This window comes from Rhizobium sp. 10PS4, from assembly GCF_032464805.1.
GTDB classification, from domain to species: domain Bacteria; phylum Pseudomonadota; class Alphaproteobacteria; order Rhizobiales; family Rhizobiaceae; genus Rhizobium; species Rhizobium laguerreae.
In genome coordinates, this window is sequence record NZ_JAWDIW010000013.1 from 116,176 (window position 1) to 140,186 (window position 24,011).

Genomic DNA, 24,011 nt, shown 5'->3' on the forward strand with positions numbered 1-24,011 from the left:
GTCTATTGCGTGGGAAAACGGCTGAGCATCCGGTCCTGGACATTCTCCCAGCCAACGATCATCGCAGCAAGCGAGATGGCTTTGTCGCGGTCTGCAGCCTTGGTTATAAAGCCTTCGAGCAGGACGACAGGGCCGAGCATCCTGATCTCGATGGCACTGCTGTCGATATCCGGATCGGCGGAAAGGGCTGCTTCGATTGTGGCGATCGTGGATGCCGAACTATGGCCTTGCGAGCAGCGCTCTTCGTGATTGTAGTTATCGGGGCCGAACTTCATTTTCTCCTCCTGTACGCCCCTCCACGGACCTTCATATTGCCTCAGACCTAATATGAGCAGCGTGTCCCGACATCGCCAGCCGGACTTAAGTCCGCCTTTCCCCCGGGACGATCCGGCTTAGATTCTCCTGATCCTTGCTGAAAGGACGTCAGGGAGGTTCAGCATGTTGCCCAACTCCAGTCAGAACCTCCCTGATGATTTACCGATCAATGCCAGCGGATGGAGCACGCGTCTTGCGAGGTAAATGGTTGGTGATGTGCCGCTCGCACCTTCACGGTAAATCTTGGGTTCGGTGTCGAGGATCGTGGCCATTTTTTCGCCATGTTATTTCCCTCGTCCGGCTCGGAAGAATGCCGTTGATCCGTGTGCCTGGTTTTTCATACGCTTCAACCGGCCATGCTCCTCAATCGTGGGCATAGAACAAGTCTCTTCGTGTCGCGTGGAGATCTCAATGATGTTGGTTTCGCCATGCCCTGACGTGCTGGGTGCTCCCCAAACGCCTCGCAGCCGCCATTGCATCCGCCGATATCGTGGCGCCTAGTCACACGAATTCAGGCGACCTGCTCTACCGCCAACTTTCCGGCTATCGGCTCGCGAACAGCGAGTGTCGAAAGAGATGTCTGTTTCCTTTCAAGAAAATTGCAGAACGGCCATGGCTGCCCCAAGGTACAATATCGCGACGGGCCGCCGTTTGGTAGGTTGCGCGCTGTGAGCCTCCTTTCGCAAACCGAGGGACCTCACGTTTGGGCGGTGCCGCTCCCAATTGAAGGGCGTCCGAAACTGAAATTGCTCCAGTTGTTTCGATTGAATTCAGAGTGAATACGCGACTGCGGCGCTCGTTGAATTTTGCTGCCGTGCGTTCGGATGGTTCGTCGTTCGGCCGGAATTCACAACGGAGGAGTCAAATGTATCGCAGGATCATCTACGGCATCGGAGCATTGGCTGCTTCGGCCGTTCTCTGGGGCGCGCTTGTCCCGGCGCAGGCACAAGAAGCGCAAAAACCCAACATCGTTGTCATCATGGGCGACGATATTGGCATGTGGAACATCGGTGCATATCACCGCGGCTTGATGGCCGGCCGTACGCCGAACCTCGACAAGATCGCCGCCGAGGGCATGCTGTTCTCCGACTATTACGCCGAGGCGAGTTGCACGGCGGGCCGGGCGAACTTCATCACGGGCGAGCTTCCGATCCGTACCGGCATGACCACCGTCGGGCAGGCAGGTGCCAAGACCGGCCTGCCGGCGGAAGCCGTGACGTTGGCGACCGCCCTCAAGGACATGGGTTATGCCACCGGCCAGTTCGGCAAGAACCATCTTGGCGACCTCAACGAGTTCCTGCCGACGGTTCACGGGTTCGACGAGTTCTTCGGATATCTCTATCACCTCGACGCAATGGAAGATCCCGCCCATCCCAACTATCCGCAGGACTTGCTGGACAAGGTCGGGCCGCGCAACATGGTCCATAGCTGGGCAACGACAACAGACGACGCGACCGTAGATGCGCGCTGGGGGAAGGTCGGCAAGCAGAGAATCGAAGACGCCGGCACGCTCTATCCGAAACGGATGGAAACGGTGGACGACGAGATCCGCGACCAAGCCTTGAAGTTCGTGGAGAAGGCCAAGGCGGAGAACAAGCCTTTCTTCCTGTGGCTCAATCCCACGCGCATGCACGTCATCACTCATCTTTCGCCCAAGTATGAGGCGCTGCGGACTGCGGAGAATGGCTGGTCGCTCCAGGAAGCCGGCATGGCTCAACTCGACGACGACGTCGGCTTGGTGATGCAGAAGCTCAAGGATTTAGGCGTCGACGACAATACCATCGTCCTGTTCACGACCGACAACGGCACGGAGACATTCACCTGGCCGGACGGCGGCAACACACCCTTTCGGGGGCAGAAGGGTACGATCTACGAGGGCGGCTTCCGCGTGCCGGCGCTTATTCGCTGGCCCGGCCAGATTCCTGCCGGAACTGTGGAGAATGGCCTGATCTCCGGACTGGACTGGCTGCCGACTTTCGTGGCCGCTGCCGGAAATCCGAACATCACGGACGAACTGTTGAAGGGAAAGCAGATCGGAGACCGGACCTATAAGAACCATCTCGACGGCTACAACCAGTTAGATCTGCTCACTGGCAAAGGCCCGTCGAAGCGCCACGAGATCTTCTATTTTGGCGAAAGCACGCTGGGCGCGGTGCGCATCGATGACTACAAGTATCGCTTTATCGAGCAGCCGAATGGCTGGCTCGGAGCCAAGGAGCATGTCGACGCGCCCTCAATCACGAACCTGCGCCTCGATCCCTTCGAACGCCTGGGCACGCCGGCAAACGGAACGCTGGACGGCGCACAGGGGTATTTCAACGAATGGTTCATGTTCCAATTCTGGCGCTTCGTGTTTGTCCAGCAGGAAGTCGGGAAGCTGGCGGAAACCGCCATCGAATTCCCGCCGATGCAGAAAGGAGCGAGCTTCAATCTCGACGCCGTCAAGGCGCAAATCGAGGCGGCTAGAGCCGCAATGGCGAAATAATCGAAGCTATGTTGCGGGCGGCTTGCAACGGCCGCCCTCTGGCCTCCACGAAACCACCGCTGGGATGCCGGCTCAAATGTCTGATTCTAGCGTCCGGCTGCGGAGACGGGGCTTGTGATTTATAGCCGCCGGAGCGAACTCCTTCGCAAGGGGTTCTAGCATTGAACTCAGCTCGGCATCCACCGCTGCCAGTCGCATCAGGTGACGTCGAAATTGCTCGGTCTCGTCCGGTCGTTCGACAGGGGAAGGGACAATTTGCTGGTCGAATTTCGACCTGTTCATTCGCGGTGGAGCTTGACCGTTCGCTGTTGTGGTCACGAGACGAAGACAGTGTTGTATCAGGCGCAGGGATTTATCGAGTACAAGTCGAACGATGAAACCTGGCTCGCTTCGTGCTATCGACCAAATGGTCACAAGTGACAGATATGTGTTCCTGGCTTGTCGAAATTCCCAAAATGCATATTTCTGGGTGGCGTTGGTTGCGCTTTTCGTTGCATATTTTGGAAGCGGAGCATTTGCGGCCAGCGAGCGCCTGACAACTTCCAGAGCGCCTCGGCCCATTTGCAGGTGATTGGACGACATGTTGCCGGGATACTGCCTGTATCCAACGAGCCGTTCAGGCACGACTTCGATATGATAGCGCGCAGCCAGCCTGAGCTCGAAATCGAGATCTTCGCAGCCGCCAATTCCTGCCGCTGCATATGAGCTGTCAAACCCGCCAATCTCGAGCGCGACATCCCGACGGACAAGAAGGGCGCTTCCATTGCCGACATATTTGAAAGTCAGATGCCGGGCGAAGATATATCCTCTCGCGACATCGGGCCGGCAGGAGCGAAGGATCTCGTCGTGACTATTGATGATGTAATGCAGCACATAAACCGCAGCCCACTGTGGGGATAAGCACTTGAGCGCATTCACCTGCTTTTCGATTTTTGTCTGGTGCCAGAGATCGTCCGCGTCAAGAAATGCGACGAACCAACCTGCTGCTTCCTGGATGCCGGTGTTCCTTGCTGCGGCAACGCCGCGGTTTGGCGTGGACAGCAAGCGAACCCGGGAATCTTCCAGCGCCACTTGCTCGACCACCTTTGCGGTATCATCGGTAGAGCCGTCGTTGATGACTATGATCTCCAAGTTCCGGTAGGTCTGGCGACCGGCAGATCGAAGAGTGCGTTCAATATAGCGGAAAGCATTGAACGCCGGGATGACCACCGAAACCAACGGCTCGCTGAAATGACGAACGTCCCTCCGATCCTTGTCTGAAGAGGAAAGCATTCCAGATCCCTCATTCGGCCAACAATAAATCTTTTCGTTATAATGATGGGCGATCAGTCCCGCTTTATTCTAACTTCGGGCGACCCGAAATGGACTTTCGTCCGATGCAGCCGCCCTTCAGAAGTTCGGTCAAAAACGTACACTCGCTCGAGCGTGGAGAGGCGCCACCCTTCAACAGCCAGCGGCCATCACTGGGTCAACTCGATCTCGCTCGGACGCCACTCCTTGGTGAAGAATGGCTCAAGCGGGCTGTAGAGGCGCAGGAGCGTAAACCAGCCTTTCTTCGGGTCGGTCTGGATCCTGTTGCCCCGCGCAACGCCGTCGGGCTGGGTCGGGCCAAAGTAGACGATCGTGGAGCCGTCCGCAGCCTCGGCTGCCGGCGAGGGGAAGCTCTGGCTGCCGGCGCGCGGATAGCCTTGTGGCGTGTCGAGCATCGAGCGGGTCATGTTGTCGTAGAGCGTAAACCACCAGAAGTTCGCTTCCGGGATGTCTTTCGGCAACGTCACTTTGTAGGTCTTGGCGCCGTCAAAGTAATTCTTGTCGGCATCCGTGAAAGCAAACAAATACTGCGACCCGATGCCGGTCAGGTGCATAGCCATGCCGGCGTGGTGCCCCTGAACCATAAAAGAAATTGGTGCGCGCATCACTTACGGTGCGAGCGGGGTGCCTCGCCGCGCCTACGGCATAGCTTCGTAGTCAAATTATTCCTCAGTGTCGGAATAGTTTTTATACTGCAGCTTCTGGAGCGGCGCATCCAGTCTTAGGATGAGCCCTGTCGGCGCATAATCAAGTGCGACCTCTCCAAAGGCGGACAGGCTGGAATTGACGAGGCGTGTGCCGAACCCCTTCTTGCTCGGAGCTTCCACCGCCGGGCCTCCAACCTCCTGCCAAGTGAATTTCAGGCGTTGGTCGCCCGCCTCATCGCGTACGGACCATTCGATTTCGACCGTCCCTGTATCTACCGACAGCGCACCATACTTGCTGGCGTTGGTGACGAGTTCGTGCAGCACCAGGGAGAAGCAAAGGGCCGCCTGCGGACCCAATTCAACCGCAGGACCGCTCGCATTGAAACGTCCTGACGTCTCAAGTCCAAGATTGATCGCGGTCGCCTCGACGATTGTCGTCATGCTCGTGCCCAGCCAGTTCTGCTGAAGCAGAATGTCGTGCGCCTTTGAATAAGCATTGATGCGTGCCGTGATCGAATGCTCCGCATCCTCCAGAGAGCTGGCGTTTCGGAAGGATTGGCTGGTGATGGCCTGAACGACGGCCAGCGTATTCTTCATGCGGTGAGAGAGTTCGTGCATCAGGATGCGCTGCCGTTCCTCATTCTCTCTCTGCTCGGTGCGATCTCTCAGGATCTTCACGAAACCTTCGACTTCGCCGTCGTCCGATGTCAACGCCATCATCTGACCGGACGCCCAGAACAATGTGCCGTCCTTGCGAACGTGCCAGCGCTCATCATTGCCGTGACCTTCGGTCAAAGCGGCAGTCATTTCCAGCTGGAGAATCCCGGCCTGCCTGTCTTCCTCGGTGAAAATGACCGCTGCAGGCTGGCCGACAATCTCATCCGCATCCCATCCGAGGATCCGGCGCGCGCCCTCATTCCACGTGGTCACCAGGCCATCGAGATCCATGGAGATGATCGCATACTCGATCGCGCTTTGGAGGATCGCTTCGAGAAAGCGCTCCCGGGAGCGGCTGGAATTAGAAAACAGTTTCATGATCATGTGGTGCGTCAGATCCTTTCAGGGCCTGCAAGGCTGAAAGGCCTCATCTGATTTATACCGGACGGCGTGGCGTTGGCAAAGGCCGCAGCCGTGACACGTTGTCCGGCAAGTCTCGGGGAGTAGCAATCGCTTAAGCCACGCAACTGTCTCGGAAACAAAGATACACGAGCTACGTTATCAGCCGACGACTTTGTGAGCGTACAAGCATGACAGCCCATACCAAAGAAAAACTCCACGGGGATTTGCCCTCCGCATCTTCAAAAGCAGCTTCTGCCGATCGCAAAGAGTTGGCAGCGATCGCATTTGAACGCACCAGGATGCCGATGGTCGTTACCGACGCGCGCAAGCCCGATCTGCCGATCGTGCTCGCCAACAAGGCATTCCTTGAACTGACAGGTTACGAGGCAAGGGAGATACTAGGCCGCAACTGTCGTTTCCTCCAAGGTCCTGCTACGTCTCCGATCGCCGTTGCCGAACTTCGTGCCGCTATCGCCGAAGAGCGCGAGATCACCGTCGAAATCCTCAATTACAAGAGACGCGGAGAGCAGTTCTGGAACCGCTTGCATCTCAGTCCTATCCATGGAGATGACGGAAGGATCCTGTATTTCTTCGGGTCGCAAATCGACATGACGGAGTACCGGCGGATCGAGGCACTGGAAGCCTCCGAACATCGCCTGCTCATGGAGGTCGACCACCGATCCAAGAATGTCCTGGCGATCGTCGACAGCATCGTCCGCCTGAGCAACGCCGAAGACCCCGCGCTTTACGCCGCCGCCATCCAACACCGCGTGCAGGCGCTCGCCCGTGCGCATAGCTTGCTTGCTGCACGAAGATGGACAAGCATTTCTCTTGAGGAACTCATTCGCCAGCAGGTGGCGCCATTCGCGGCCACCCGCGCCTTTTTTAGCGGGCCGGATGTCAAAATGCCGGCACCAGTCGTCCAGCCTCTTGCGCTCGTGCTCCATGAGCTCGCTGTCAACGCAGCCCATCACGGTGCGCTTGCCACTGCGCAAGGCAGGCTTTCGATCAGTTGGAAGCCCGGACCATCAGGGGCCGGCTTTAACATCCGCTGGCAGGAGATAGGCGCCCCCACTCCACCCAAATTGGCCAAGCGGGGTTTTGGTACGGTGATCGTCGGCGCAATGGTTGAAAAGCAGCTTCAAGGACGTCTCGAGAAAACCTGGTCGGAGGAAGGGCTGCTTATCGACATTGAAGTTCCAGCTGCCGGCTCGACCTCCGCATAACGGCACCTTGGCACAGGAAAAGTAATGTCAGGAACCCGCCATCGAGATCGAACGCTTAGCGTCCGCTAGCGAAGGACTCCGAACGATGCGGTACCTTGCCTCAACAAGATTATAAATTCCGAAAGCCGCCAATCCCACGGCGACGGCGACGTACAGAAAGGATCCCAGCGGAAGCTGGCGGAGCCATTCCAAGGCGTCGCCCATGCTGCCGGCTTGTCCAGGATCCACCCTGAAACCCGCATAGGCGAAAAGGACCCCGGTAATCGCGAACACGACGCCGCGGGCGACAAGACCGTAGATGCATACCAATGCCACAATACCCTTTTGATCAGATATCCGAAGGTGGCGCTCGAACTTCCTGGTGACGCCCTTGGCGGCCGTCACGAAGCCGCCGATGACGAAGCCAGCTCCGACGGCGATCGCAAGATAGGAGCCGAAGGGCTGCGACATGATCCATCCTGCCAGATCCTTCTCACCTGAACTTCCGCTGCTGCCGCCCATGAAAAGAGCGTTGCCGAGTGCATATCCGGCAAGCCCGAGATAGGTGATGGCGCTGCCGAAGAGTGCGGATCGGATCGCCAATCCTCTTGCCTTGCCACCATGGCCGTCGCTATCGGCTAGAGACTGCGCCAACCTCCAGGCGACAAAACCGAGAAGGCCGAGCCCGATCAATCCGACCCAAACGCGACCGAGCGGCTGCCCAAGCAGTGCCGAAACCGCGGATTTCGTCTCCGGCCGGCCACCCGCCAGGCCGGAGAAGAGAGCAAGCCCGGCCACAAGGAAAAAGACAACGCCGCGCGCGGCATAACCGCCTTTGGCGAGCAGATCGAATCGAAATCCCTTGGTCATCAGCGGTCCTCGTGTTCTGGGCGCGCGATGTTAACGCGCCAACCCGCTGAAAGTTTTCCTGAGAAGCCGCGATGCATTCTCCGGCCTGACCGGCGCGTCTTCCAAAAGGACCGGTCCCTTGAACCGCCGATAGCGGCTGGCGCCCGAAATCGAGGGCAAACCAGGCAAGTGCCACTTGGAGTTTGCGGCAAGAAAGCGCGCAAAGCTCAGGTCGCGTTCATTTTAGCTCGCCGCGCGTTGGCCTTTCGGCGGGTCGAGGCAAGCAGAGCGTCAAGCCGGACCGGCTGGAGTTCACACGCATCGACGCCGACATCGAACTGACGGGGGACCGGCTTCAGCCTACCGTGGGAGTGTCCGTGTAGATTGACCGAGCCCTTGCCCATCTTATTCCAGGTTCTAAACGCGTAGTGGCACAGCACCAGATGGTAGCCGTCCAAGGTCAACTCCTTGTAATGCTGGACGCTGCTCCAGCCCGATGCACCGGTCGTCGCCTCTGAATCGTTGTTGCCGACAATGAGATGTTTCCTGCCGTGCAGGCGGTCGAGGAGCGTGTCGCAATCGCCCGCCCGCGATGACATGAAGTCGCCCAAATGCCAAACCTCGTCGTCGATCCCGACGATCAGGTTCCAGTTCTTGATGAGGGCGACATCGTGGGTCGCCATATCAGGGAATGGTCGCCGATCGATGCGAAGAACGCGAGAGTCGCCGAAATGGGTGTCGCTGGTGAAGAAGATCATGCTGTTCACTTATGATCGAGTCCGTCTTCGACCTTCTTGCGGCTGTTGCCGACCTCCTTGACGATGGAACCACTCGCCGGTGCGAGGTAGGAAATACCCACTTCGTTCCTTCGAACAGCGGCCGCTCTGGGCATTCGGATCGAATGATCACGTTTGTACGCCCAGACGTCCGGCGTTCCCCGGTCCACCATCATATCAATGCGCCAGCAACGAGCGGCCATGTCAGCGTCCCTCCAGGGTCTTTTGGGCGAACGTCAGATCCGACGCAACGGGCTGAAGTGGGACGGCTACCGCCTACAGGGATGGCATCATGCTCCGCGCGGTCCGGCTGTCAAACTCTCGGCGAAGTTTGTTTCTCGGCGGAACCGGCTGGTTGCGCTTTGCTCGCGCAGCAGATCAAAAAAGGAGCCCCGCCGAAACGGGGCAATCTGGAAAGGACGGATCGTACAGGAAGGAAGGGATGGCGGACGGCCCCGGGATTGGGGCCACCTGTACGATCCTTTTGGCCAAACAACGATTGATCGAAAAGGTTCCTGTGCGTTTCCGCACCAATGCTTGGATTAATCTGTACTTGCTCGACGATTGTTGAGTTCAGAAAAGAAAAACCCCGCTGGAGCGGGATCAGGAAAGGGGGTGTTTTCTGGGCTGGCGAATTAATTGCGCCGCAAAAACTATTTCGAACACAAATCATAGGTTTTCAATAAAACAATAATCTATGAACTAACTTTTCCCCAGATATCTGCTGACAACTATCAAATTATCGAGCGACTTCGCTTTTTCGGCAAGGAGGGTTGTAGCTAATTACAAGAGATGACTTGTGGTTCGTATATGTCGGATAGAAACTGTGCTTGACAGAGATGGGAGAAATCGGCCAATGCATAGAACTATACTGATTGGACTATCTGTGATGTTTCTCGGAACGCAAGCTATTGCTGCTACCGCGATGATAGGAAAGGAGCTTCAGGCTCTGCTTTCAGACGGCAAAGTGATTGCGCTGGGCGGCCCAAAAGAGGGCTACAGTGGGGAGCTTTCTGTACTCAAGGACGGCACCGCACATGGTCAGGTTAAACTCGATTCCGGAGATGTAATCTCAATTGACGGCGTGTGGCACATTTCTGGCAACACGTTCTGCCGTACCTGGAAGGGGGGGAGGGACGCGGGCAAGGCGGTGTGTGATACCTGGAATAATACAGGCCCGAAGTCTGTTAGCGTGTTGAACGGAAAAGAGAATATTGGCAGAAATTCTTGGAAATAGCCTCGAGGCCGTGATCGATTTGCAAGCCGGGCGCGGGCGCTGCAAGCATCGGTGAAGCAGGTGAGCTGTCGTCCTCTTCCAATTGAAGGATCTGCAACATCGATCAAGAGGACCGTCGACCAGTTAAGCCGGGGCGGCCGCCCGGCTTAACAGGAGACAGCGGTTTTCGGGGTGAAAACCAGCCGAGCGACCGGCTCTCAAACCCGCTTAGGGTTCGGCGGTTCCGCTTCTCACCCGAAAGGACTACACCTTCACGAAGCACGAAGCGTCGGCCCTGGACGTCGTCGATCGCCGATACCGGGATGTCGTCATCGACCGAAAGATGGAGGAAGTGTTCCAGACGTCGGACGTCACGCCGGGGCCATAGCTACTTCAGGGAAGCCGGATATGAACAGACCTAAAACAATCTCGCTCTAGCAGGTCGCGCTGCAGATCGGGTTGACCGAGGACGATCCATGACTTGGCCAGCTTGGCAACGTGCTATCCCGAGGCCTCGACAAGCTGGTCAGGGACGGCCGCGTCCGGTATCCAAGCACCACCGACGGACCGCCCCGTCTCTGCGAGCGCGCTGCCTGATCATTCCTGTCCGGACTGACTCCGTTTTCCCAGAGACGAGTGGGCGGCTGTTAGCTTGCTCATGGCATGGCCATACTCCCCCGCCTCTGGACGTGGCCTCAGCGTCCTATCACTCCGGCAATCCCGTTCCCAACAGGCCCTGTCTGAACTTCTCAGTCTGTTCGGCGGTTTCAACCACGATCCCTCGCGCCAAAAACTCTCCGATCGTCAGATCTGGATGATTTTCGCGAACGCTTTTGGCAAGTGCGGCAGCCTCGCGGGAGCGGCCCGCCATCGACAAGCAGGCGATCATTCGGGTGCTCGTATACTTTCCGGGGTTCGGTAGCTGCTTTAGCGCCGCTAGGGCTTGCTCGTAGTCGCCCTTAAAATAGAGAAGATTACCCAAAACTGCGTGATACCAGTGAGGCGGGTAGGGGTTGAGTCGCATCCCTTCTTCGACCAAGGGAAGCGCTTCCTCTACACGGTTTCGTCTTGCCAGAAGTCCGCCGAGCTGGACCAATGCATGGGCGTCACTGGAATTGAGCTTATATGCCAAGCGGAATTCTCTCTCGGAGTTGTCAAAATCCTTCAAGTAAAGGTGAGCGAGCCCGAGTACACGATGGGCGCCAGCCTCTCCCTCGTCCAACTTTACGGCATGACGAGCGAGGGCGATCCCGTCGCGAAGTACAGCCTCCGGCGCGTTGGCATAGCCGCCGACCGCTATCCTCGCCAACGCAAGATGAGCGTGTGCCAGTGCAAAGCCTCCGTCGCCGGCAACCGCTGCTTCGAACATCTCCACCGCCTTGACGTTGTCATCCGGCTCGTAGCCTCTGAGATGCACGAGCCCTCGCAGATAATATTCGTAAGCAGCGAGGCTGGCCGGCGGCCGCCGGAGGGACTCTCGATAATCACAGCTTTCAATTTGGCCCACGAGATTTGCGACAATCATTTTCACGATCTCGTCCTGGATGCCGAAAATATCTGCCGCTTGCCGCTGATATTTCTCAGACCAGACCAACCGCTCCGTGTCGGCTTGGATCATCCGCACCGTGATCCGAACCTCGTCTCCCGACCGACGCATGTTGCCTGTCACGAGATAGTTGGCAGCGAGCTTGCGCCCAACTTCCTTTAAACCCTCCGAGCGATCACGGAACGCAAACGCTGAGGACACCGCAATCACCGACAGGCTCCTGAATCTTGCCAGACCGGAGATGATGTCCTCAGTAAAGCCGTCGACGAGGAACTCGTTCGCTGCTTCATCTGCGCTTTGAAAGGGAAGGACGGCGACGACAGTTCGAATTGACTGCACTATCGTGGGAGTGCGAGGCCAATGCCATGCACGCACCGGCCTGGAAATATTTTTCAGATGTAGCAGTCCTCCATCTACAAACAGCCGCTGCAATTCCTCTGGAAGGATGTCGTGCGTTGTTTCTGAGATGCAGATGCCATCCGGTAACGCGTATTGTTCGAGGCGCGCCGCAACATTCACGCCGTCGCCGAACACATCGTCCTGAGTGATCATGACCTCGGCGTAGTTTATACCAATTCGAATTCGAAGAGCATCGGTGCCACTGGCACCTACAGCCTCGCTTGCCAGCAGATGCTGTACCTGTAACGCCGTCGAGATGGCGACGGCCGGGCTATCGAAGATCGAAAGTAGGCCGTCACCCATAACTTTGATTGTCCGACCGCCACTCTTGAGGATTCGAGGCTTGAGGATCTCTTCTTGCAAGCGGCTAAGGCTTGCCAGTGTTCCTTCTTCGTCGGCTTCCATCATGCGCGAATAACCGACAACGTCCGTCGTCAGGATTGCCATCAGTCGTCTGGTAGTGGGCGAAGAGGACATCTGTGACAAAACCCGAGTAAACGGCAAGTGCTTCGAATGGAATGTACAGTCTTACGGCACTGATGTCATGCACACGGAGGTGATCTCCGCGACGGCTGCCCTCTCTGAAACGTGATTACATCTGATAACGCGTCATCAGTCGCCCTTGAGCTGCAATCCGATGGCTCGATCCCGCATTGATCCCGGATACCAACTCGTGTATATCTTCTGAGGTACGTACATCATAACCATGGCTTGCGGGCGGAGACGAGCTTTGCGAGGTCTGAATTCCAGACCTGCAGTTCGGCCATGCGATGAGAGGGATTTCGGGAGGGGATCATGACGGACTTAAAACTCAATCCAGATTTTGCCATCGCCGATGAGCAGTCGCTTCGGGCGCTGTTCGAGCCGACCCATGCTCTGGCAATCGTGAAGTGTCAGAATTCGCTTGGCGAGCACGCGCAGGAATTCATTCGGCGCTCGCCATTCTTCTGCATCGGCACGCAAAGTTCGGAGGGAAAGGCTGACGTCAGTCCTCGCGGCGACCCTCCGGGGTTCGTCAAGGTTCTTGACGAGCGCACCCTGGCGATCCCGGATCGACCCGGCAACAATCGTCTTGATACGTTAAGCAACATCATCGCCAACCCGAATGTCGGGCTCTTGTTTCTTATCCCCGGTTTCGACGACACATTGCGCGTCAACGGGCGGGCAAGTCTGACCAATGATCCTCAACTGCTGACGAGCATGAGCGTTGCCGATCGTCTCCCGAAACTCGCGATCATCGTCAACGTCAGCGAAGTCTTCATGCATTGCGCCAAGGCGTTCAGACGGTCCCGCCTGTGGAGCCCGGATCATTTCCAGGACCGCACGGAGATGCCCTCGCTGATAAAGATCATTCTGGATGAGACGACAGGGGCGCCGAGGGACGGGGATGAAATGCGAAAGATGGACGAAGACCTGGAGCAAGCCTACCGAAGGACACTTTACTAGCTGCCCGGCGCCGGCAGAAGCGGGCGATGGCGACGCTCCAAGAAGGGTAGCCTCAGCCAGATGTGGCGGACGATCACAAAACGATGGGCGGTTTCGAAGTCATCAGGCGTTCAGGGATTGACCCAGCGGGAGGAGGTCAGCGCGCCCAGATGGTCGTAGGCAAAGACTGCGCGTCGGTTGTCGGCGTGGCACAGCTGGAACCAGTCCAGCGTCTCGGCCCGGAAGATCAGCACCCCGAAGAAAGCCCGTCCATCGGCGTCTGCGATCACTGCCTCGTTTGCCGGCCGCTCGCCGATATCGTCGCCCGGCGGCCCGCCCATATAGGTGCTGCGCGTCGATCGCGGCAGCAGGCCCCAGGCCACGGCCGCGCGTTCGCTTGCTGGTCCATTGAGTTCGGCCGATCCCTGAAGGCGAAGCTGCACTTTCGGCTGCGGGCCAAAGCCGAGGATGGTGACCAAAGGGTTGGCCGATATTTCCTGCCATTTCGGGCTTCTGACATCTGTATGGATTTCCAGGACGCGTCGCGCCACATCCACGCGCCGCAGCACCACCATGCGGGCTTGGGGCCGGCCGTAGGCGTCGACCGAACAGAGGTTCAGGTAGCGGAAGGCCGACTGCGGATCGGCGGCAGCACCCTCCAGCTCGGCCCAGGCCGATACATCGACCTCGGCGAGGGTCACTGTACCGCCTCCGGCTCAACGTTCTTTATCTCGCCGGCCTTGACGTTCCAGTTGAAGCACATCGCTGTTCTCCTTGGCGTTGAGAGCGATCCTGTTAGACGGACCGGGTAAGGCCGCCGTCGATCCTGAGGCTCTGGCCGGTGATATAGCCCGCCCCTTCGGAAACGAGGAAGGAAATCGTCGCGGCCACTTCGGCGCTGGTGCCGTAGCGCTTCATCGGCACGCTGTCGCGGCGCTTGTCCGTCGGCGGCAGGCTGTCGATCCAGCCTGGCAGCACATTGTTGATGCGGATGCCGTCGCCCGCATAGGTATCGGCGTAAATCTTGGTGTAGGCGGCAAGCCCGGCGCGGAAGACGGCCGAGGTCGGGAACATCGCCGACGGTTCGGACACCCAGGCAGTGGAGATATTGACGATTGCGCCCGACTTCTGCGCCTGCATGATCGGCGTGACCAGCCGAACCGACCGGATGACGTTCATCAGATAGACGTCGAGGCCGGTATGCCACTGTTCGTCGGTGACCTCGGTGATCGGCGCGCGCGGGCCGTGGCCGGCACTGTTGACAAGGACGTTGATCCGACCCCACTTTTCCATGCATGCGTCGACCAGGCGCTTGAGGTGGTCGTTGGACTGGTTCGAGCCGGTGACGCCGATGCCGCCGAGTTCGGTGGCAAGCGCCTCGCCCTTGCCTGACGAGGACAGGATGGCGATCTTGAAGCCATCGGCCGCCAGCCGCCTCGCGGCCTCCGCACCCATGCCACTGCCGCCAGCCGTGATGATCGCTATCTTTTCTACTGCCATCGTCGCTCTCCCTGCTCGATTTGCACCCATTGCCGGGCGTTGATCCATGGAATAGCATGGGCTTCGAGCGGGAACGAACCAGTTTTCGTGACATGTCCCAGTAGAAAAACTATCGAATGGCCATGCTGATCGGCAATCTTCCATCCCTCAACGGCCTCAAGGCCTTCGACGTGGCGGCGCGTCATCTGAACTTCCGGCTCGCGGCCGAAGAGCTCGGCGTCACCCAGGGAGCCGTCGCCCAGCACGTGCGAGGGCTTGAGGCGGAACTCGGGGTGACATTGTTCGAGCGCCTGCCGAAGTCGTTGGCGTTGACGGGCGAGGGGAGAAGCTACGTCGCCGACGTCAGGCGCGCCTTCGAACTGCTCGCAAACGCAACGGCGAACCTGAAGCCTCAGCCGGTCAAACTGGTGGTCAGCACGACACCGACCTTCGCCTCGAGATGGCTGATCCCGCGTCTTCCTGATTTCACCTCGAGGCATCCCGATCTCGATCTCCACATCCTGGCGACGGACCGCATTTCCAGCTTCCAGGCAGACGGCGTCGATCTCGCCGTCCGCTATGGCAGCCCTCCCTTCGGTCCCGGCCTTGCCGCCGAACTGCTGTTCGAGCAGGAGATCATTGCCATCTGCAATCCGAGCCTCGTCGCCGAGGGAGCCGAGCCCAAGAACGCGGAAGAACTCTCGCACTATACGCTGCTTCACGATGTCCATAATTCCTGGCCGGAATATATCGATCGCTTCCTCGGCGGCGGCGATCCCTCGCTGTTTCGGGGCATCAGCTTCTCGCAGACATCGCACGCGATCGAAGCTGCCATCGCCGGACAGGGCATCGCTGTGGCGACCCGCGCTTTCGTCTCGACCGACATCGAGGCGGGCAGGCTGAGGCAGGTCTTCGACGGCGCCCTCAAAATCCGGTCGCACTTCTATCTGGTGAAGCCGCGATATCGGAAGTCCGAAGCGGTCGAAAAGCTTCAGGAGTGGCTGCGCTCGCAAGTCCAGGCCTGACGGCTGGAAAGCCATCGCTCGAGGAATGAACCAGCTGCGGCAGGCTTGCGCCCAGGAGCAGTTCTTGCCGCCAAGGTCAGGTTTGGCCAAATCGGACGGCGTTTTATAAATTATAAAAACCCGCAATGACATAACGGGAGGCAAATTCGAATATCGCGAAACTTGCGGAAATGGACTTAGTCTAAAGCTAGGTCATGCGCCGCTTCGCCGCCCACACCGGACAGTGGGGCTGCGTTCGACGCCGGTCCTCACATTGCTGCGGTAGGCACACGAACAATCGGGCTCACATGGGCATTTCACACCGAGGGACTGCCTGCGGCGTTCAGTGGAAGTGTTGGATGAAACGCGGGTTCCCCTGAAGCGCTGTTGAGGTCGGTCGTTTCATTTAGGTGCGACCAGTCCTATAATAGGGCGGGTGAGGCCGAACCAATGGACCGCAAGCTTTCCGCCATCCTCGCTGCTGATGTCGTGGGCTATTCTGCGCTGATGGAGCGCGATGAGGCTGGTACATTCGAGCGCCTTCGTGCGGGACGCAAGGAACTGTTTGAGCCGGATATTGCTCGCCATCACGGCCAGATTTTCAAGCTGATGGGCGACGGGATGCTCGCCGAATTTGGCAGTGTGGTGGACGCGGTGGAATGCGCCGTCTCGCTGCAGCGCGGGCTGGCGGAACGGAATGCCGCCGTTCCCGAGGACCAGCGGATCAGGGTCAGGATCGGGATCAATCTCGGCGAGGTGATCGTTGAGGGCGAGGACCGGTATGGCGAGGGCGTCAACGTCGCGGCCAGGCTTCAGCAGTTGGCAGACTCTGGCGGCATCTGTGTCTCGGGAAAGGTCGCCAGGGAGGTTGAGAAGAAGCTGGCTTTCGGTTTCGAGCCGATGGGCGAGCAGAAGGTGAAGAATATCGCCGAACCGGTACAGGCCTTCCGCGTCCTCCTTGAGGGACAAGCCCCACGCCGACCAGGGCGGTCATCGCCTCCGCGCTGGGTTTGGGCAGCAGCAGCCGTGCCAGTCCTCATTCTGGTCTTGGCCGGGACGGTCTGGCAATTCTGGCCGACCGCGACAGTAAGCGGCAAGCCGTCGGTAGCGGTGCTGCCGTTCGACAACTATGGCGGCGACGAGGCGACCGGACGCCTCGCCGATGGCCTCACTGAGGACATCATCACCGATCTGGCGGGGTTTCCTGAATTCCACGTGATCGCCCGTAACTCGACTGAACAATACCGGGACAAACCAGCCGTGCCGAGTGAGGTGGGTAAGGCGCTCGGTGCGGGATTTGTGGTCGAGGGTTCCATCCAGCGTCAGTCTGACCGCGTTAGAATTACGGCGCAGCTCATCGACGCCAAAACGGGCAGACATCTTTGGACGCAGCGCTGGGACCGGCCGGACGAGAATTTGTTCGCAATCCAGATTGAAATTTCCGAGCAGATTTCGAACCGCCTCGGCGGCGGCGCAGGTTTGGTCCAGGAGGCAGGCCGCATCACCGCCCACCGAAAGCCACCCGCGAATCTCAACGCCTACGAACTTTATCTGCTCGGCACCGAAAAACTCGAGCAAGTCAATCAGGCGGATGTCGAAGAGGCCGTCAGGCTGCTCACCCGCGCGGTCGAACTGGACCCCGGCCTTGCCCGCGCCTGGGTCGAACTTAGCCATTCCTATGGTGTTTTGATCGGTTTTGGGGTTGAAGCCGACAAGAACCGCGCTCTGTCTGCCGAGGCTGCCGAGCGCGCCGTCCAGCTCGACCCGAGCGATGCCGAAGCGCATGCTGTTTATGCCGTGACTTTAGGCGATAGAGGCGAATTCGAACGCGCCAAGGCAGAGTTCGATACCGCGCTGCGCCTCGCTCCCGGCCAGTTCGAAGTTCTGGCTTTCTATATCGATGGGGCCTCGACCTTCGGCGAGCCAGAGCGCACCGCGGAACTGGTCGACAAGGCGGTCAGTCTCAACCCCGGTTTCCCGATGTGGAGTGCCAGGATTTTCACTCATGCCTATTTCATGGCGGGCCGGTATGAGGATGCCCTGCGGATGCTGGACCGCCTGACGCCGGAAAACTATGGAAGGAAACACTGGGTTATGCGTTCTGGCGCGCTTGCGGCTCTTGGCCGAACTGAAGAGGCGAAGGTCTCGGTAACGGACGCACTCAGGCGGTTTCCCAATTTAACCGTCGAGGGATTTGTCAATATTCCCGGATTCAACGAAGCGGAGCGCCAGCGGTTGATCGAAACCATGCAACTCGTCGGCTTTCCTGATTGCGCCAAATCGGAAGAGCTCACGAAGCTAAAGAAGCCGTTGCGCCTGCCGGAGTGTGCTGCGCCGTAATCGCGTTGACGAGCAGCCACAGATGACAAACGCTTGGAAGGGTCCGAGACGCGACCTTCGTTTCACCGACCGCGAAAGCCCAGATGCGGCGCTCGTCGCTCGTTCCGATCGGCGAGACGTATGTCTGGAAATGGGCGCAAAGCGGTCAAGACCGCTGTCGGCCCCTTTGCTGCCGTTCGAGGTCGATCCGAGAACGTGCGGTATGTGCTAGCATGCGGCCCGAAGGCGGAATGCGACAGACGCACTGCGAGGGGCGGTGTGATCGTACCGGAATTCGCGCGACCGAGAGCCGACGTTGTGCTCTTGAAACGGGAGACGAGGACGATGCCGACACCACAGCAACCCAGTCTAATAGTTCGACAGAAATCCCCACAGAACATCGAGTTTCCGTTTGCGTCGCTCTCCGATTGGCTGATCCCAACCGAGCTGTTCTTCGTGCGAAACCATTTCCCGTCGCCGGACCTCGATGCGCGAGACTGGAGATTGCGCGTTGGCGGGGCGGTGGAGCGGCCGATCGAACTTGACCTCGACAGCATCAAGGCGATGCGGAGCACGACTTTCACCGCCGTCGTCGAGTGTGCTGGGAACGGGCGTGTCTATTATGAGCCGCCGAAGGAGGGGTTGCAGTGGCAGAACGGAGCCGTCGGCAATGCCGCGTGGACAGGTGTTCTTCTGCGCGAGATTTTGGAAATGGCAGGCGTTAAGCCAACCGCACGTGAGGTTCTGCTCGCAGGCGCCGACAGCGGCGTCGTCGACACGAACAAGAAAACGGCTTCGCCCGGCCCCATCGCTTTTGCGCGCAGTTTACCGCTTGAGAAGGCCATCGCTGACAGCACGATCCTTGCCTATTCGATGAACGAGGAGCCGTTGACGCGTGATCACGGCTACCCGCTACGCGCGGTCGTGGGTGGCTGGTTCGGCATGGCTTGGGTCAAGTGGATCACGCATATCACGGTTGTGGAGCAACCGTTCCTTGGCTACTGGCAGGCGCGCGACTATTTCCGTTGGGAGCGCAGCCTCGGGGAACCCAGGCTGGTCCCCCTTGCGGAGATGGAGGTCAAAGCGCAGATCGCGCGTCCCGTGCAGGGGGCGCGTCTCATCGCCGGCCAACCGTACCGGATTTTCGGAGCCGCCTGGAGCGGAGAGGCTGTTATCCGGCAGGTGCAGATCTGCACCGGAGATGGCACGGGCTGGCGCGAGGGAAGGCTCCTCGAAACAGAACGTCCCTTTGCATGGCGCTTGTGGGAGTACACGTGGACCCCTGAAAAAGTGGGGCGATATATGCTGCGATGTCGCGCGATCGATGGGGCGGGGTGCGTGCAGCCCGACCTCCAGCGTTCCGACTGCGAGAGCTACGCGGCCAATTGGATCGTTCCGGTGGAGGTTACGGTCGTTCCCGAGCCAAAGACGTACGAGGAGGAATTCGTGATCTAATCACCCGCATGGGGCGGAATGGCGGCTTTTGGCGCAACTGCGAGCCGCGTTGTCACTGCGTCATGTCCGCTTTGCAGCAACAGCGACGGGTGGCTCGATGACCATTATGAGGGCGCATTGCTGCCGTGGTCGAGGTCGCGTATCGGTCCAAAGCGCACAAGAGGTTGCTCTGTCGTCCCTGCTGGCGGGGCTCGTCCATTCGAATTCTGGACGTCAAACTACCCACCTAGCCTATGATTCCGCGGAGTTCGTCGTTGCGCCAGGCGCTAGAAAATCTTCTCGGTGGGAAGTCCGAGCGCGAATGAACCCGCGTATTGCGCCTGGGCTCCGGGCTGCATCGGATGATAGCGAGCGCCCTGTATGTCACGGAAGCAGCGCTCCAGCCCGTTCTCTCGATAGAATGCCGCGCCGCCTGCGACCTCCATTGCAAGCTCCGTCACCTCGATAGCGTGCCGTGCGACCAAGGAACGGCCGATCATAACCTCGTTGACGGTTTCCGCGGACGGTTCGTTTCGAGCAACTACCTCTAACATCCAGCGATGTGCGATCTGTGCGGCCCTCAGAGACGTTTCCATGCGCCCGACCAACCCGATCACATGATCGCTGTTGGCCTTGCTACGGACCATCTTGACTGCGATGTCGCGGGCGCTCTCGGCGACGCCAAGATAGACCGCGTAGATCAGAGGAAACGCGATCATGCCGATGACTTGAAATACTGGATGCCATTGCCCCGCGCTTCTGGAAAATGCGACACTCGCATCCGGCACGAAGAGGTTTTCGATGATGATATCGTTTGACCCGGTTCCCCTCATTCCAAGTGTTCGCCACGTATCTTCTATCGAAACCTCTGGCGATGCCATCGGAACGCCGAAATGAATGACGGAGCGCGCGCCGTCCCGTTCTTCATAAACAGCACCGGTCATCAGGATGTTTCCTGCCTCCGCGCCGGAAGTGAAGCGTTTACGCGCGGTGATCCGGTATCCGCCATCAACTTTCATGGCCTTGCCCGATCCGCCGATCCAGTCCGATCCGCCGCTCGAGAGCAATATGATTTGCTCCGATGCAACACGTCTCAGGAGCGGCTCCACCGCGGCCACCTTTTGAAGCCGCCAGCGCCAGGCGGGGATGGCGACTTGATGGGTATGCATGGAAAAGGCAAGCGCAGTGGACCCACATGCTCGAGCAATGGATTTGAGCATCTCAGAAAGTTCGGGCACTTCCGCGCCCAGCCCGCCCAATTCGATTGGGACGCCTGCCCGCACGAGTCCAGATTCCTTTAGAAGCGCGTAATTCTCGCCGACGAAGGTGTCGCTCTCGTCGATCGATGCGGCGCGTTGCGCGATGGTGGGCAGGACCGAATTGGTTAGTTCGACAATGGTCCGACCGCCGGCAAGGTTCTGTTTTGGTTCTGTAAGCCCGAGCATATCAATGCCTCCTATCTCGTGAGGATTGAGACTCTGCGCTCGTTTCACAATTGCGGCTAGTACACGAACTGTACTGAACGCCGCCGCCGTATGGCCAGGCAAGGAGCATTTGGCGGACCGATTGTTTTGCAATACTGTGCCTGATCCAGACCGGTGGAGGTCCTTATGATAGAGCGTGACGGCTACGGGCAATTCTGTCCAGTATCAATGGCATCGGAAATCCTCTGCTCGCGGTGGACGACCTTGGTCGTCCGCGAATTCCTTTGCGGATCGACGCGCTTTAATGAGTTGCGTCGCGGTCTACCAAAAATGTCTCCGGCACTCCTATCAAAACGACTGAAAGAACTGGAACAATCGGGCGTCATTACGGTGACAAGGAGTGCGAACGGCATTACCGATTACCAACTCACGGCAGCGGGCGAAGAATTGAGACCTCTGATCATAGGTCTCGGAAATTGGGCTCAACGGTGGATGGAATCGCGACTTTCCTTGAAGAATCTCGACCCTTCTCTGCTCATGTGGGACATGCGGCGGAGCCTCGATACAAGAAGACTTCCGACCCGCCGTTGTACGATACAGTTTCTGTACCCGGAACTTTCGGCCGCGCAAAAGAGCTGGTGGCTTGTGGTCGAAAACGGAAAAGTCGATCTCTGCAACTTCGATCCGGGCTATGATGTAGACCTTCTCGTTGAAGGGTCGCTCCGTTCGATGACCGCAATTTGGATGGGCCTCACGACCATACGTCGGGAAACCGATGCAGAAACGCTGAAACTTGACGGGGACAGGGTCCTCGCGCGCGACATGCAGGAATGGCTCGGTCTTAGTGTGTTTGCCAAAACCCCCCGGATGAGGGCTTGACGACGTGCGGAGAACCTAGATGAGCGAGACCAACCGTAAGCGCCCGTTACTGGGCACCTGCCTGTGCAAAGCAGTCTGCTATCGGGTCACAGACGCGTTCATCTTCGCAGCAAACTGTCATTGCGCAGCTTGTCGTCGCACAACGGGGTCGGCGTCCAAGGCATTCGCTCGCATCCATGGCAACGAACTGACTATCGTTCGGGGTGAAAGCGAGATCTCCTCATTCGAAAAAGACCAGTTCAGCGATGAGCATTGCAAGACATGCGGCTCGCTGCTGTTTTCTCGCGTTGACGGAGGGTTCGTGCACGTCGCGATGGGGACGCTGGTCGATGCTCCGTCAATTTCACCGACGGACCACATGTTCGTCGGTTCGAAAGCGCCCTGGTTCACCATCACCGACGCATTGCCCCAGCACGAAGGGCACGTAACGCGGAAAGAAGCCGATTAGGCTCGAAATGTGGACCACCTGCCCGTCAACGGTTTGCTGCATACCAGTAGGACACGGTCCCGCCAACCGCAGAGTGTCAGATCATGCTCGACATGCCGAGCGAAGTGAGCAGGTCGTTCTGGATTGGGCTGACGGCCTCGTTCAACCGCTGGACACCGAGATCCATGCCTTCAGGCATGACGACCGTGCGCAATGGACGCCGTTCCGTGGCCTCGACCAACTGCGCAATGGCATCGGCCACACGTTGGGGCCGTGGCGGATTGGCCTCGTCGTGTCCGTCGTTGGCGTGGGCCTTGATCTGACCCGGTATCGCCGCAACCTCGCCATAGGATGCAAGCACGGTCTGATCGGAGGGCTCCGGGCTCGACGAGATAAGGTTGCTCGGGAATGGCCCTGGCTCGACGATGACGGAGTCAATTCCAAAGCCCTTCAGTTCGTACCGATAGGCTTCGGCAAGGGCCTCAAGCGCGAACTTGCTCGCAGAATAAACGCCGAAGAACGGAAAAACCACGCGCCCCATCAGGGATGTCACATGGACGAGAAGTCCGCTGCCGGCGGCACGCATGTGCGGTAGTGCGGCGCGGTCGGCCCGTAGGGCGCCAAAGAAATTGACCGCAAATTGCCGTTCGACGTCCGCGACCGTATAGGCTTCCGTGACCCCGACGGCCATCGTTCCCGCGTTGTTGATCAGGGCATCGATTTTTCCGTGCTGCCTGATGACCTGCTCGATCGCGGAATTGACCGATGCCTCGTCGGCGACATCCATTTCAAGGACGTGCAATACATGCCCTTCAGCTTTCGCCGCCTCGATGAGCTCGCTCCGGACCTTGGCATTTCTTCCTTCGACGTCTCGCATGGTCGCAACAACCGTATGACCCCGCCTTGCAAGCTCCAATACCGTGAGTTTCCCAAAACCACTGCTCGCGCCGGTCACAACAATGACTTTTCTGCTCATCTTAAGTCCTTTCTCTGAAATCCAAGGGGCGTTCCATCCTCATAGACAGACCTGTATGTATTTGCAATCTTTAAATTGACAGAATAGTCTGTATACCAGTGTAAGAAGAATCTGAGGTGGCGAAGGATGGAAACGCGCGGCATGCTTGAGTTCGTGGATGTGGAGGGGCAGCCGCTCAACGCCCTTGCCCCGCGAGAACGTATATTAAAGACGGCGTCGGACCTGTTTTACCGGTTCAGCATCCACTCAGTTGGGATAGACCGCATCATTGCCGAAAGCGGCGTGGCCAAGATGACGTTCTACAAGCACTTTCCATCAAAGGCAGACCTGATCGCTACCTATTTGCGTTACAAAACGGACACCTGGTTTCAGATGCTCGCAACCTCGACTGAAAGAGCCGGGCTGTCGCCGCTGGAGCGCGTCCTCGCCATCTTTGATGCGTTAGAGGAACCGTTCCGTGCGCCTTCCTTCCGCGGCTGTCCCTTCGTGAAAGGACTGGCCGAGTTCGGGCCGGAGGCTAACTCCCCAGACGTGCAGGCAACCATCGCCGCGTATTTTAAGGGCTTACATGGATTTGTTGCGTCACTCATCGAGCCTTTGCCATTAAGCAAACCCGAAAGAGCCGTGATCCAGATTCTGTCGCTCTTCCAGGGCGCGATGGTGATCGCACAATCGACGCGCGATCCTGCCATAGTGGAGGCAAACCGCGATGCAGCCAGGGTGTTGCTTGAGGATGCGTTGATCACGTCGCCTGAACCTGAATTTCGTTAAGCGGCGGGGTAGACGATCTCGGCCAGCGCGGCTCGACGCAGCGGCTCCTTTTGATCTGGCGATGC

The 24,011-nt window shown here is 58.5% G+C and carries 21 protein-coding genes and 1 pseudogene; 10 read left to right on the top strand and 12 right to left on the bottom strand.

From position 1 onward, the window contains the following. Positions 1-2: 2 nt before the first annotated feature. Positions 3-275 carry a BON domain-containing protein gene (locus RWJ89_RS24200; protein WP_025393594.1) on the bottom strand — a complete coding sequence of 91 codons (273 nt, stop codon included), beginning with the start codon at positions 273-275 and terminating at the stop codon, positions 3-5. Between the two features lie 905 nt (positions 276-1,180). Between RWJ89_RS24200 and RWJ89_RS24205 the strand changes: the two genes are divergently transcribed. Further along, on the top strand, positions 1,181-2,800 hold the full coding sequence (locus RWJ89_RS24205; protein WP_077975752.1) for an arylsulfatase: 1,620 nt from the start codon (positions 1,181-1,183) through the stop codon (positions 2,798-2,800). A 72-nt stretch (positions 2,801-2,872) separates the two neighbouring features. On the opposite strand, the gene RWJ89_RS24210 is transcribed toward RWJ89_RS24205, so the two are convergent. From RWJ89_RS24210 to RWJ89_RS24220, 3 genes and pseudogenes are all read right to left on the bottom strand, one after another. Continuing rightward, positions 2,873-4,072 (bottom strand): glycosyltransferase family 2 protein, encoded by a 1,200-nt coding sequence (locus tag RWJ89_RS24210; RefSeq protein WP_316031564.1) that lies wholly within the window; start codon positions 4,070-4,072, stop codon positions 2,873-2,875. Between the two features lie 188 nt (positions 4,073-4,260). Then, positions 4,261-4,732, bottom strand: a pseudogene (locus RWJ89_RS24215) (DUF1214 domain-containing protein); the annotation flags it as partial. Positions 4,733-4,773: 41 nt separating this feature from the next. Further along, complete coding sequence (locus tag RWJ89_RS24220) at positions 4,774-5,799, bottom strand: sensor histidine kinase (protein WP_316031565.1); 1,026 nt, start codon at positions 5,797-5,799, stop codon at positions 4,774-4,776. Between the two features lie 206 nt (positions 5,800-6,005). Here RWJ89_RS24220 and RWJ89_RS24225 point away from each other — a divergent pair, with 206 nt between their 5' ends. After that, entirely contained in the window at positions 6,006-7,043 is a 1,038-nt protein-coding gene (locus RWJ89_RS24225) for an HWE histidine kinase domain-containing protein (protein ID WP_316031566.1), read from the top strand. A gap of 27 nt (positions 7,044-7,070) precedes the next feature. Here the strand turns inward: RWJ89_RS24225 and RWJ89_RS24230 are convergent, their stop codons facing one another. The 3 genes from RWJ89_RS24230 to RWJ89_RS24240 all read right to left on the bottom strand — a co-directional run bounded on the left by RWJ89_RS24230 (position 7,071) and on the right by RWJ89_RS24240 (position 8,850). Continuing rightward, positions 7,071-7,892: a DUF1206 domain-containing protein gene (locus tag RWJ89_RS24230; RefSeq protein ID WP_168283671.1), complete on the bottom strand. Its 822-nt coding sequence runs from the start codon at positions 7,890-7,892 to the stop codon at positions 7,071-7,073. Positions 7,893-8,098: 206 nt separating this feature from the next. Continuing rightward, positions 8,099-8,629 carry a hydrolase gene (locus RWJ89_RS24235; RefSeq protein WP_316031567.1) on the bottom strand — a complete coding sequence of 177 codons (531 nt, stop codon included), beginning with the start codon at positions 8,627-8,629 and terminating at the stop codon, positions 8,099-8,101. A 5-nt stretch (positions 8,630-8,634) separates the two neighbouring features. Continuing rightward, entirely contained in the window at positions 8,635-8,850 is a 216-nt protein-coding gene (locus RWJ89_RS24240) for a hypothetical protein (RefSeq protein WP_131666416.1), read from the bottom strand. A gap of 653 nt (positions 8,851-9,503) precedes the next feature. Between RWJ89_RS24240 and RWJ89_RS24245 the strand changes: the two genes are divergently transcribed. Further along, on the top strand, positions 9,504-9,884 hold the full coding sequence (locus RWJ89_RS24245) for a hypothetical protein (RefSeq protein WP_131641574.1): 381 nt from the start codon (positions 9,504-9,506) through the stop codon (positions 9,882-9,884). A gap of 685 nt (positions 9,885-10,569) precedes the next feature. Here RWJ89_RS24245 and RWJ89_RS24250 read toward each other — a convergent pair. Next, positions 10,570-12,255, bottom strand: a complete 1,686-nt coding sequence (locus RWJ89_RS24250) for an adenylate/guanylate cyclase domain-containing protein (RefSeq protein WP_231285164.1) — start codon at positions 12,253-12,255, stop codon at positions 10,570-10,572. A gap of 348 nt (positions 12,256-12,603) precedes the next feature. On the opposite strand from RWJ89_RS24250, the gene RWJ89_RS24255 reads away from it, so the two are divergent. Beyond that, complete coding sequence (locus tag RWJ89_RS24255; RefSeq protein ID WP_131641573.1) at positions 12,604-13,254, top strand: pyridoxamine 5'-phosphate oxidase family protein; 651 nt, start codon at positions 12,604-12,606, stop codon at positions 13,252-13,254. A 110-nt stretch (positions 13,255-13,364) separates the two neighbouring features. On the opposite strand, the gene RWJ89_RS24260 is transcribed toward RWJ89_RS24255, so the two are convergent. Beyond that, a complete protein-coding gene (locus tag RWJ89_RS24260; RefSeq protein WP_316031568.1) occupies positions 13,365-13,934 on the bottom strand; it encodes a pyridoxamine 5'-phosphate oxidase family protein in 570 nt (189 codons plus the stop codon). Between the two features lie 94 nt (positions 13,935-14,028). After that, positions 14,029-14,733 carry an SDR family oxidoreductase gene (locus tag RWJ89_RS24265; protein WP_316031569.1) on the bottom strand — a complete coding sequence of 235 codons (705 nt, stop codon included), beginning with the start codon at positions 14,731-14,733 and terminating at the stop codon, positions 14,029-14,031. Between the two features lie 116 nt (positions 14,734-14,849). Between RWJ89_RS24265 and RWJ89_RS24270 the strand changes: the two genes are divergently transcribed. The 3 genes from RWJ89_RS24270 to RWJ89_RS24280 all read left to right on the top strand — a co-directional run bounded on the left by RWJ89_RS24270 (position 14,850) and on the right by RWJ89_RS24280 (position 19,490). Beyond that, positions 14,850-15,737, top strand: a complete 888-nt coding sequence (locus RWJ89_RS24270) for a LysR substrate-binding domain-containing protein (protein ID WP_316031570.1) — start codon at positions 14,850-14,852, stop codon at positions 15,735-15,737. A 429-nt stretch (positions 15,738-16,166) separates the two neighbouring features. After that, a complete protein-coding gene (locus tag RWJ89_RS24275; RefSeq protein ID WP_316031571.1) occupies positions 16,167-18,056 on the top strand; it encodes an adenylate/guanylate cyclase domain-containing protein in 1,890 nt (629 codons plus the stop codon). Positions 18,057-18,380: 324 nt separating this feature from the next. Next, positions 18,381-19,490, top strand: coding sequence for a sulfite oxidase (locus tag RWJ89_RS24280; protein ID WP_316031572.1), 1,110 nt, complete (start codon positions 18,381-18,383; stop codon positions 19,488-19,490). 266 nt (positions 19,491-19,756) lie between these two features. Here the strand turns inward: RWJ89_RS24280 and RWJ89_RS24285 are convergent, their stop codons facing one another. Further along, positions 19,757-20,914 carry an acyl-CoA dehydrogenase family protein gene (locus tag RWJ89_RS24285; RefSeq protein ID WP_316031573.1) on the bottom strand — a complete coding sequence of 386 codons (1,158 nt, stop codon included), beginning with the start codon at positions 20,912-20,914 and terminating at the stop codon, positions 19,757-19,759. 165 nt (positions 20,915-21,079) lie between these two features. On the opposite strand from RWJ89_RS24285, the gene RWJ89_RS24290 reads away from it, so the two are divergent. Both RWJ89_RS24290 and RWJ89_RS24295 read left to right on the top strand, forming a co-directional pair. Then, positions 21,080-21,772: a winged helix-turn-helix transcriptional regulator gene (locus tag RWJ89_RS24290; RefSeq protein ID WP_316031574.1), complete on the top strand. Its 693-nt coding sequence runs from the start codon at positions 21,080-21,082 to the stop codon at positions 21,770-21,772. A gap of 19 nt (positions 21,773-21,791) precedes the next feature. Beyond that, positions 21,792-22,220: a GFA family protein gene (locus tag RWJ89_RS24295; RefSeq protein ID WP_316031575.1), complete on the top strand. Its 429-nt coding sequence runs from the start codon at positions 21,792-21,794 to the stop codon at positions 22,218-22,220. A gap of 76 nt (positions 22,221-22,296) precedes the next feature. Here RWJ89_RS24295 and RWJ89_RS24300 read toward each other — a convergent pair whose 3' ends face one another. Continuing rightward, on the bottom strand, positions 22,297-23,175 hold the full coding sequence (locus tag RWJ89_RS24300; protein WP_316031576.1) for an SDR family oxidoreductase: 879 nt from the start codon (positions 23,173-23,175) through the stop codon (positions 22,297-22,299). A gap of 126 nt (positions 23,176-23,301) precedes the next feature. Between RWJ89_RS24300 and RWJ89_RS24305 the strand changes: the two genes are divergently transcribed. Continuing rightward, positions 23,302-23,946, top strand: coding sequence for a TetR/AcrR family transcriptional regulator (locus RWJ89_RS24305; RefSeq protein WP_132610363.1), 645 nt, complete (start codon positions 23,302-23,304; stop codon positions 23,944-23,946). The last annotated feature ends 65 nt before the right edge of the window (positions 23,947-24,011 follow it).

Excerpts from the sequence above, each read along its gene's own strand:
- RWJ89_RS24200 (WP_025393594.1), bottom strand. The coding sequence starts at position 275 with ATGAAGTTCGGCCCCGATAACTACAATCACGAAGAGCGCTGCTCGCAA.
- RWJ89_RS24300 (WP_316031576.1), bottom strand. The coding sequence starts at position 23,175 with ATGAGCAGAAAAGTCATTGTTGTGACCGGCGCGAGCAGTGGTTTTGGG.
- RWJ89_RS24210 (WP_316031564.1), bottom strand. The coding sequence starts at position 4,072 with ATGCTTTCCTCTTCAGACAAGGATCGGAGGGACGTTCGTCATTTCAGC.
- RWJ89_RS24280 (WP_316031572.1), top strand. The coding sequence starts at position 18,381 with ATGCCGACACCACAGCAACCCAGTCTAATAGTTCGACAGAAATCCCCA.
- RWJ89_RS24250 (WP_231285164.1), bottom strand. The coding sequence starts at position 12,255 with ATGGCAATCCTGACGACGGACGTTGTCGGTTATTCGCGCATGATGGAA.
- RWJ89_RS24220 (WP_316031565.1), bottom strand. The coding sequence starts at position 5,799 with ATGATCATGAAACTGTTTTCTAATTCCAGCCGCTCCCGGGAGCGCTTT.
- RWJ89_RS24270 (WP_316031570.1), top strand. The coding sequence starts at position 14,850 with ATGGCCATGCTGATCGGCAATCTTCCATCCCTCAACGGCCTCAAGGCC.
- RWJ89_RS24205 (WP_077975752.1), top strand. The coding sequence starts at position 1,181 with ATGTATCGCAGGATCATCTACGGCATCGGAGCATTGGCTGCTTCGGCC.
- RWJ89_RS24240 (WP_131666416.1), bottom strand. The coding sequence starts at position 8,850 with ATGGCCGCTCGTTGCTGGCGCATTGATATGATGGTGGACCGGGGAACG.
- RWJ89_RS24235 (WP_316031567.1), bottom strand. The coding sequence starts at position 8,629 with ATGATCTTCTTCACCAGCGACACCCATTTCGGCGACTCTCGCGTTCTT.
- RWJ89_RS24230 (WP_168283671.1), bottom strand. The coding sequence starts at position 7,892 with ATGACCAAGGGATTTCGATTCGATCTGCTCGCCAAAGGCGGTTATGCC.
- RWJ89_RS24290 (WP_316031574.1), top strand. The coding sequence starts at position 21,080 with ATGATAGAGCGTGACGGCTACGGGCAATTCTGTCCAGTATCAATGGCA.
- RWJ89_RS24245 (WP_131641574.1), top strand. The coding sequence starts at position 9,504 with ATGCATAGAACTATACTGATTGGACTATCTGTGATGTTTCTCGGAACG.
- RWJ89_RS24225 (WP_316031566.1), top strand. The coding sequence starts at position 6,006 with ATGACAGCCCATACCAAAGAAAAACTCCACGGGGATTTGCCCTCCGCA.
- RWJ89_RS24255 (WP_131641573.1), top strand. The coding sequence starts at position 12,604 with ATGACGGACTTAAAACTCAATCCAGATTTTGCCATCGCCGATGAGCAG.
- RWJ89_RS24275 (WP_316031571.1), top strand. The coding sequence starts at position 16,167 with ATGGACCGCAAGCTTTCCGCCATCCTCGCTGCTGATGTCGTGGGCTAT.
- RWJ89_RS24305 (WP_132610363.1), top strand. The coding sequence starts at position 23,302 with ATGGAAACGCGCGGCATGCTTGAGTTCGTGGATGTGGAGGGGCAGCCG.
- RWJ89_RS24285 (WP_316031573.1), bottom strand. The coding sequence starts at position 20,914 with ATGCTCGGGCTTACAGAACCAAAACAGAACCTTGCCGGCGGTCGGACC.
- RWJ89_RS24295 (WP_316031575.1), top strand. The coding sequence starts at position 21,792 with ATGAGCGAGACCAACCGTAAGCGCCCGTTACTGGGCACCTGCCTGTGC.
- RWJ89_RS24265 (WP_316031569.1), bottom strand. The coding sequence starts at position 14,733 with ATGGCAGTAGAAAAGATAGCGATCATCACGGCTGGCGGCAGTGGCATG.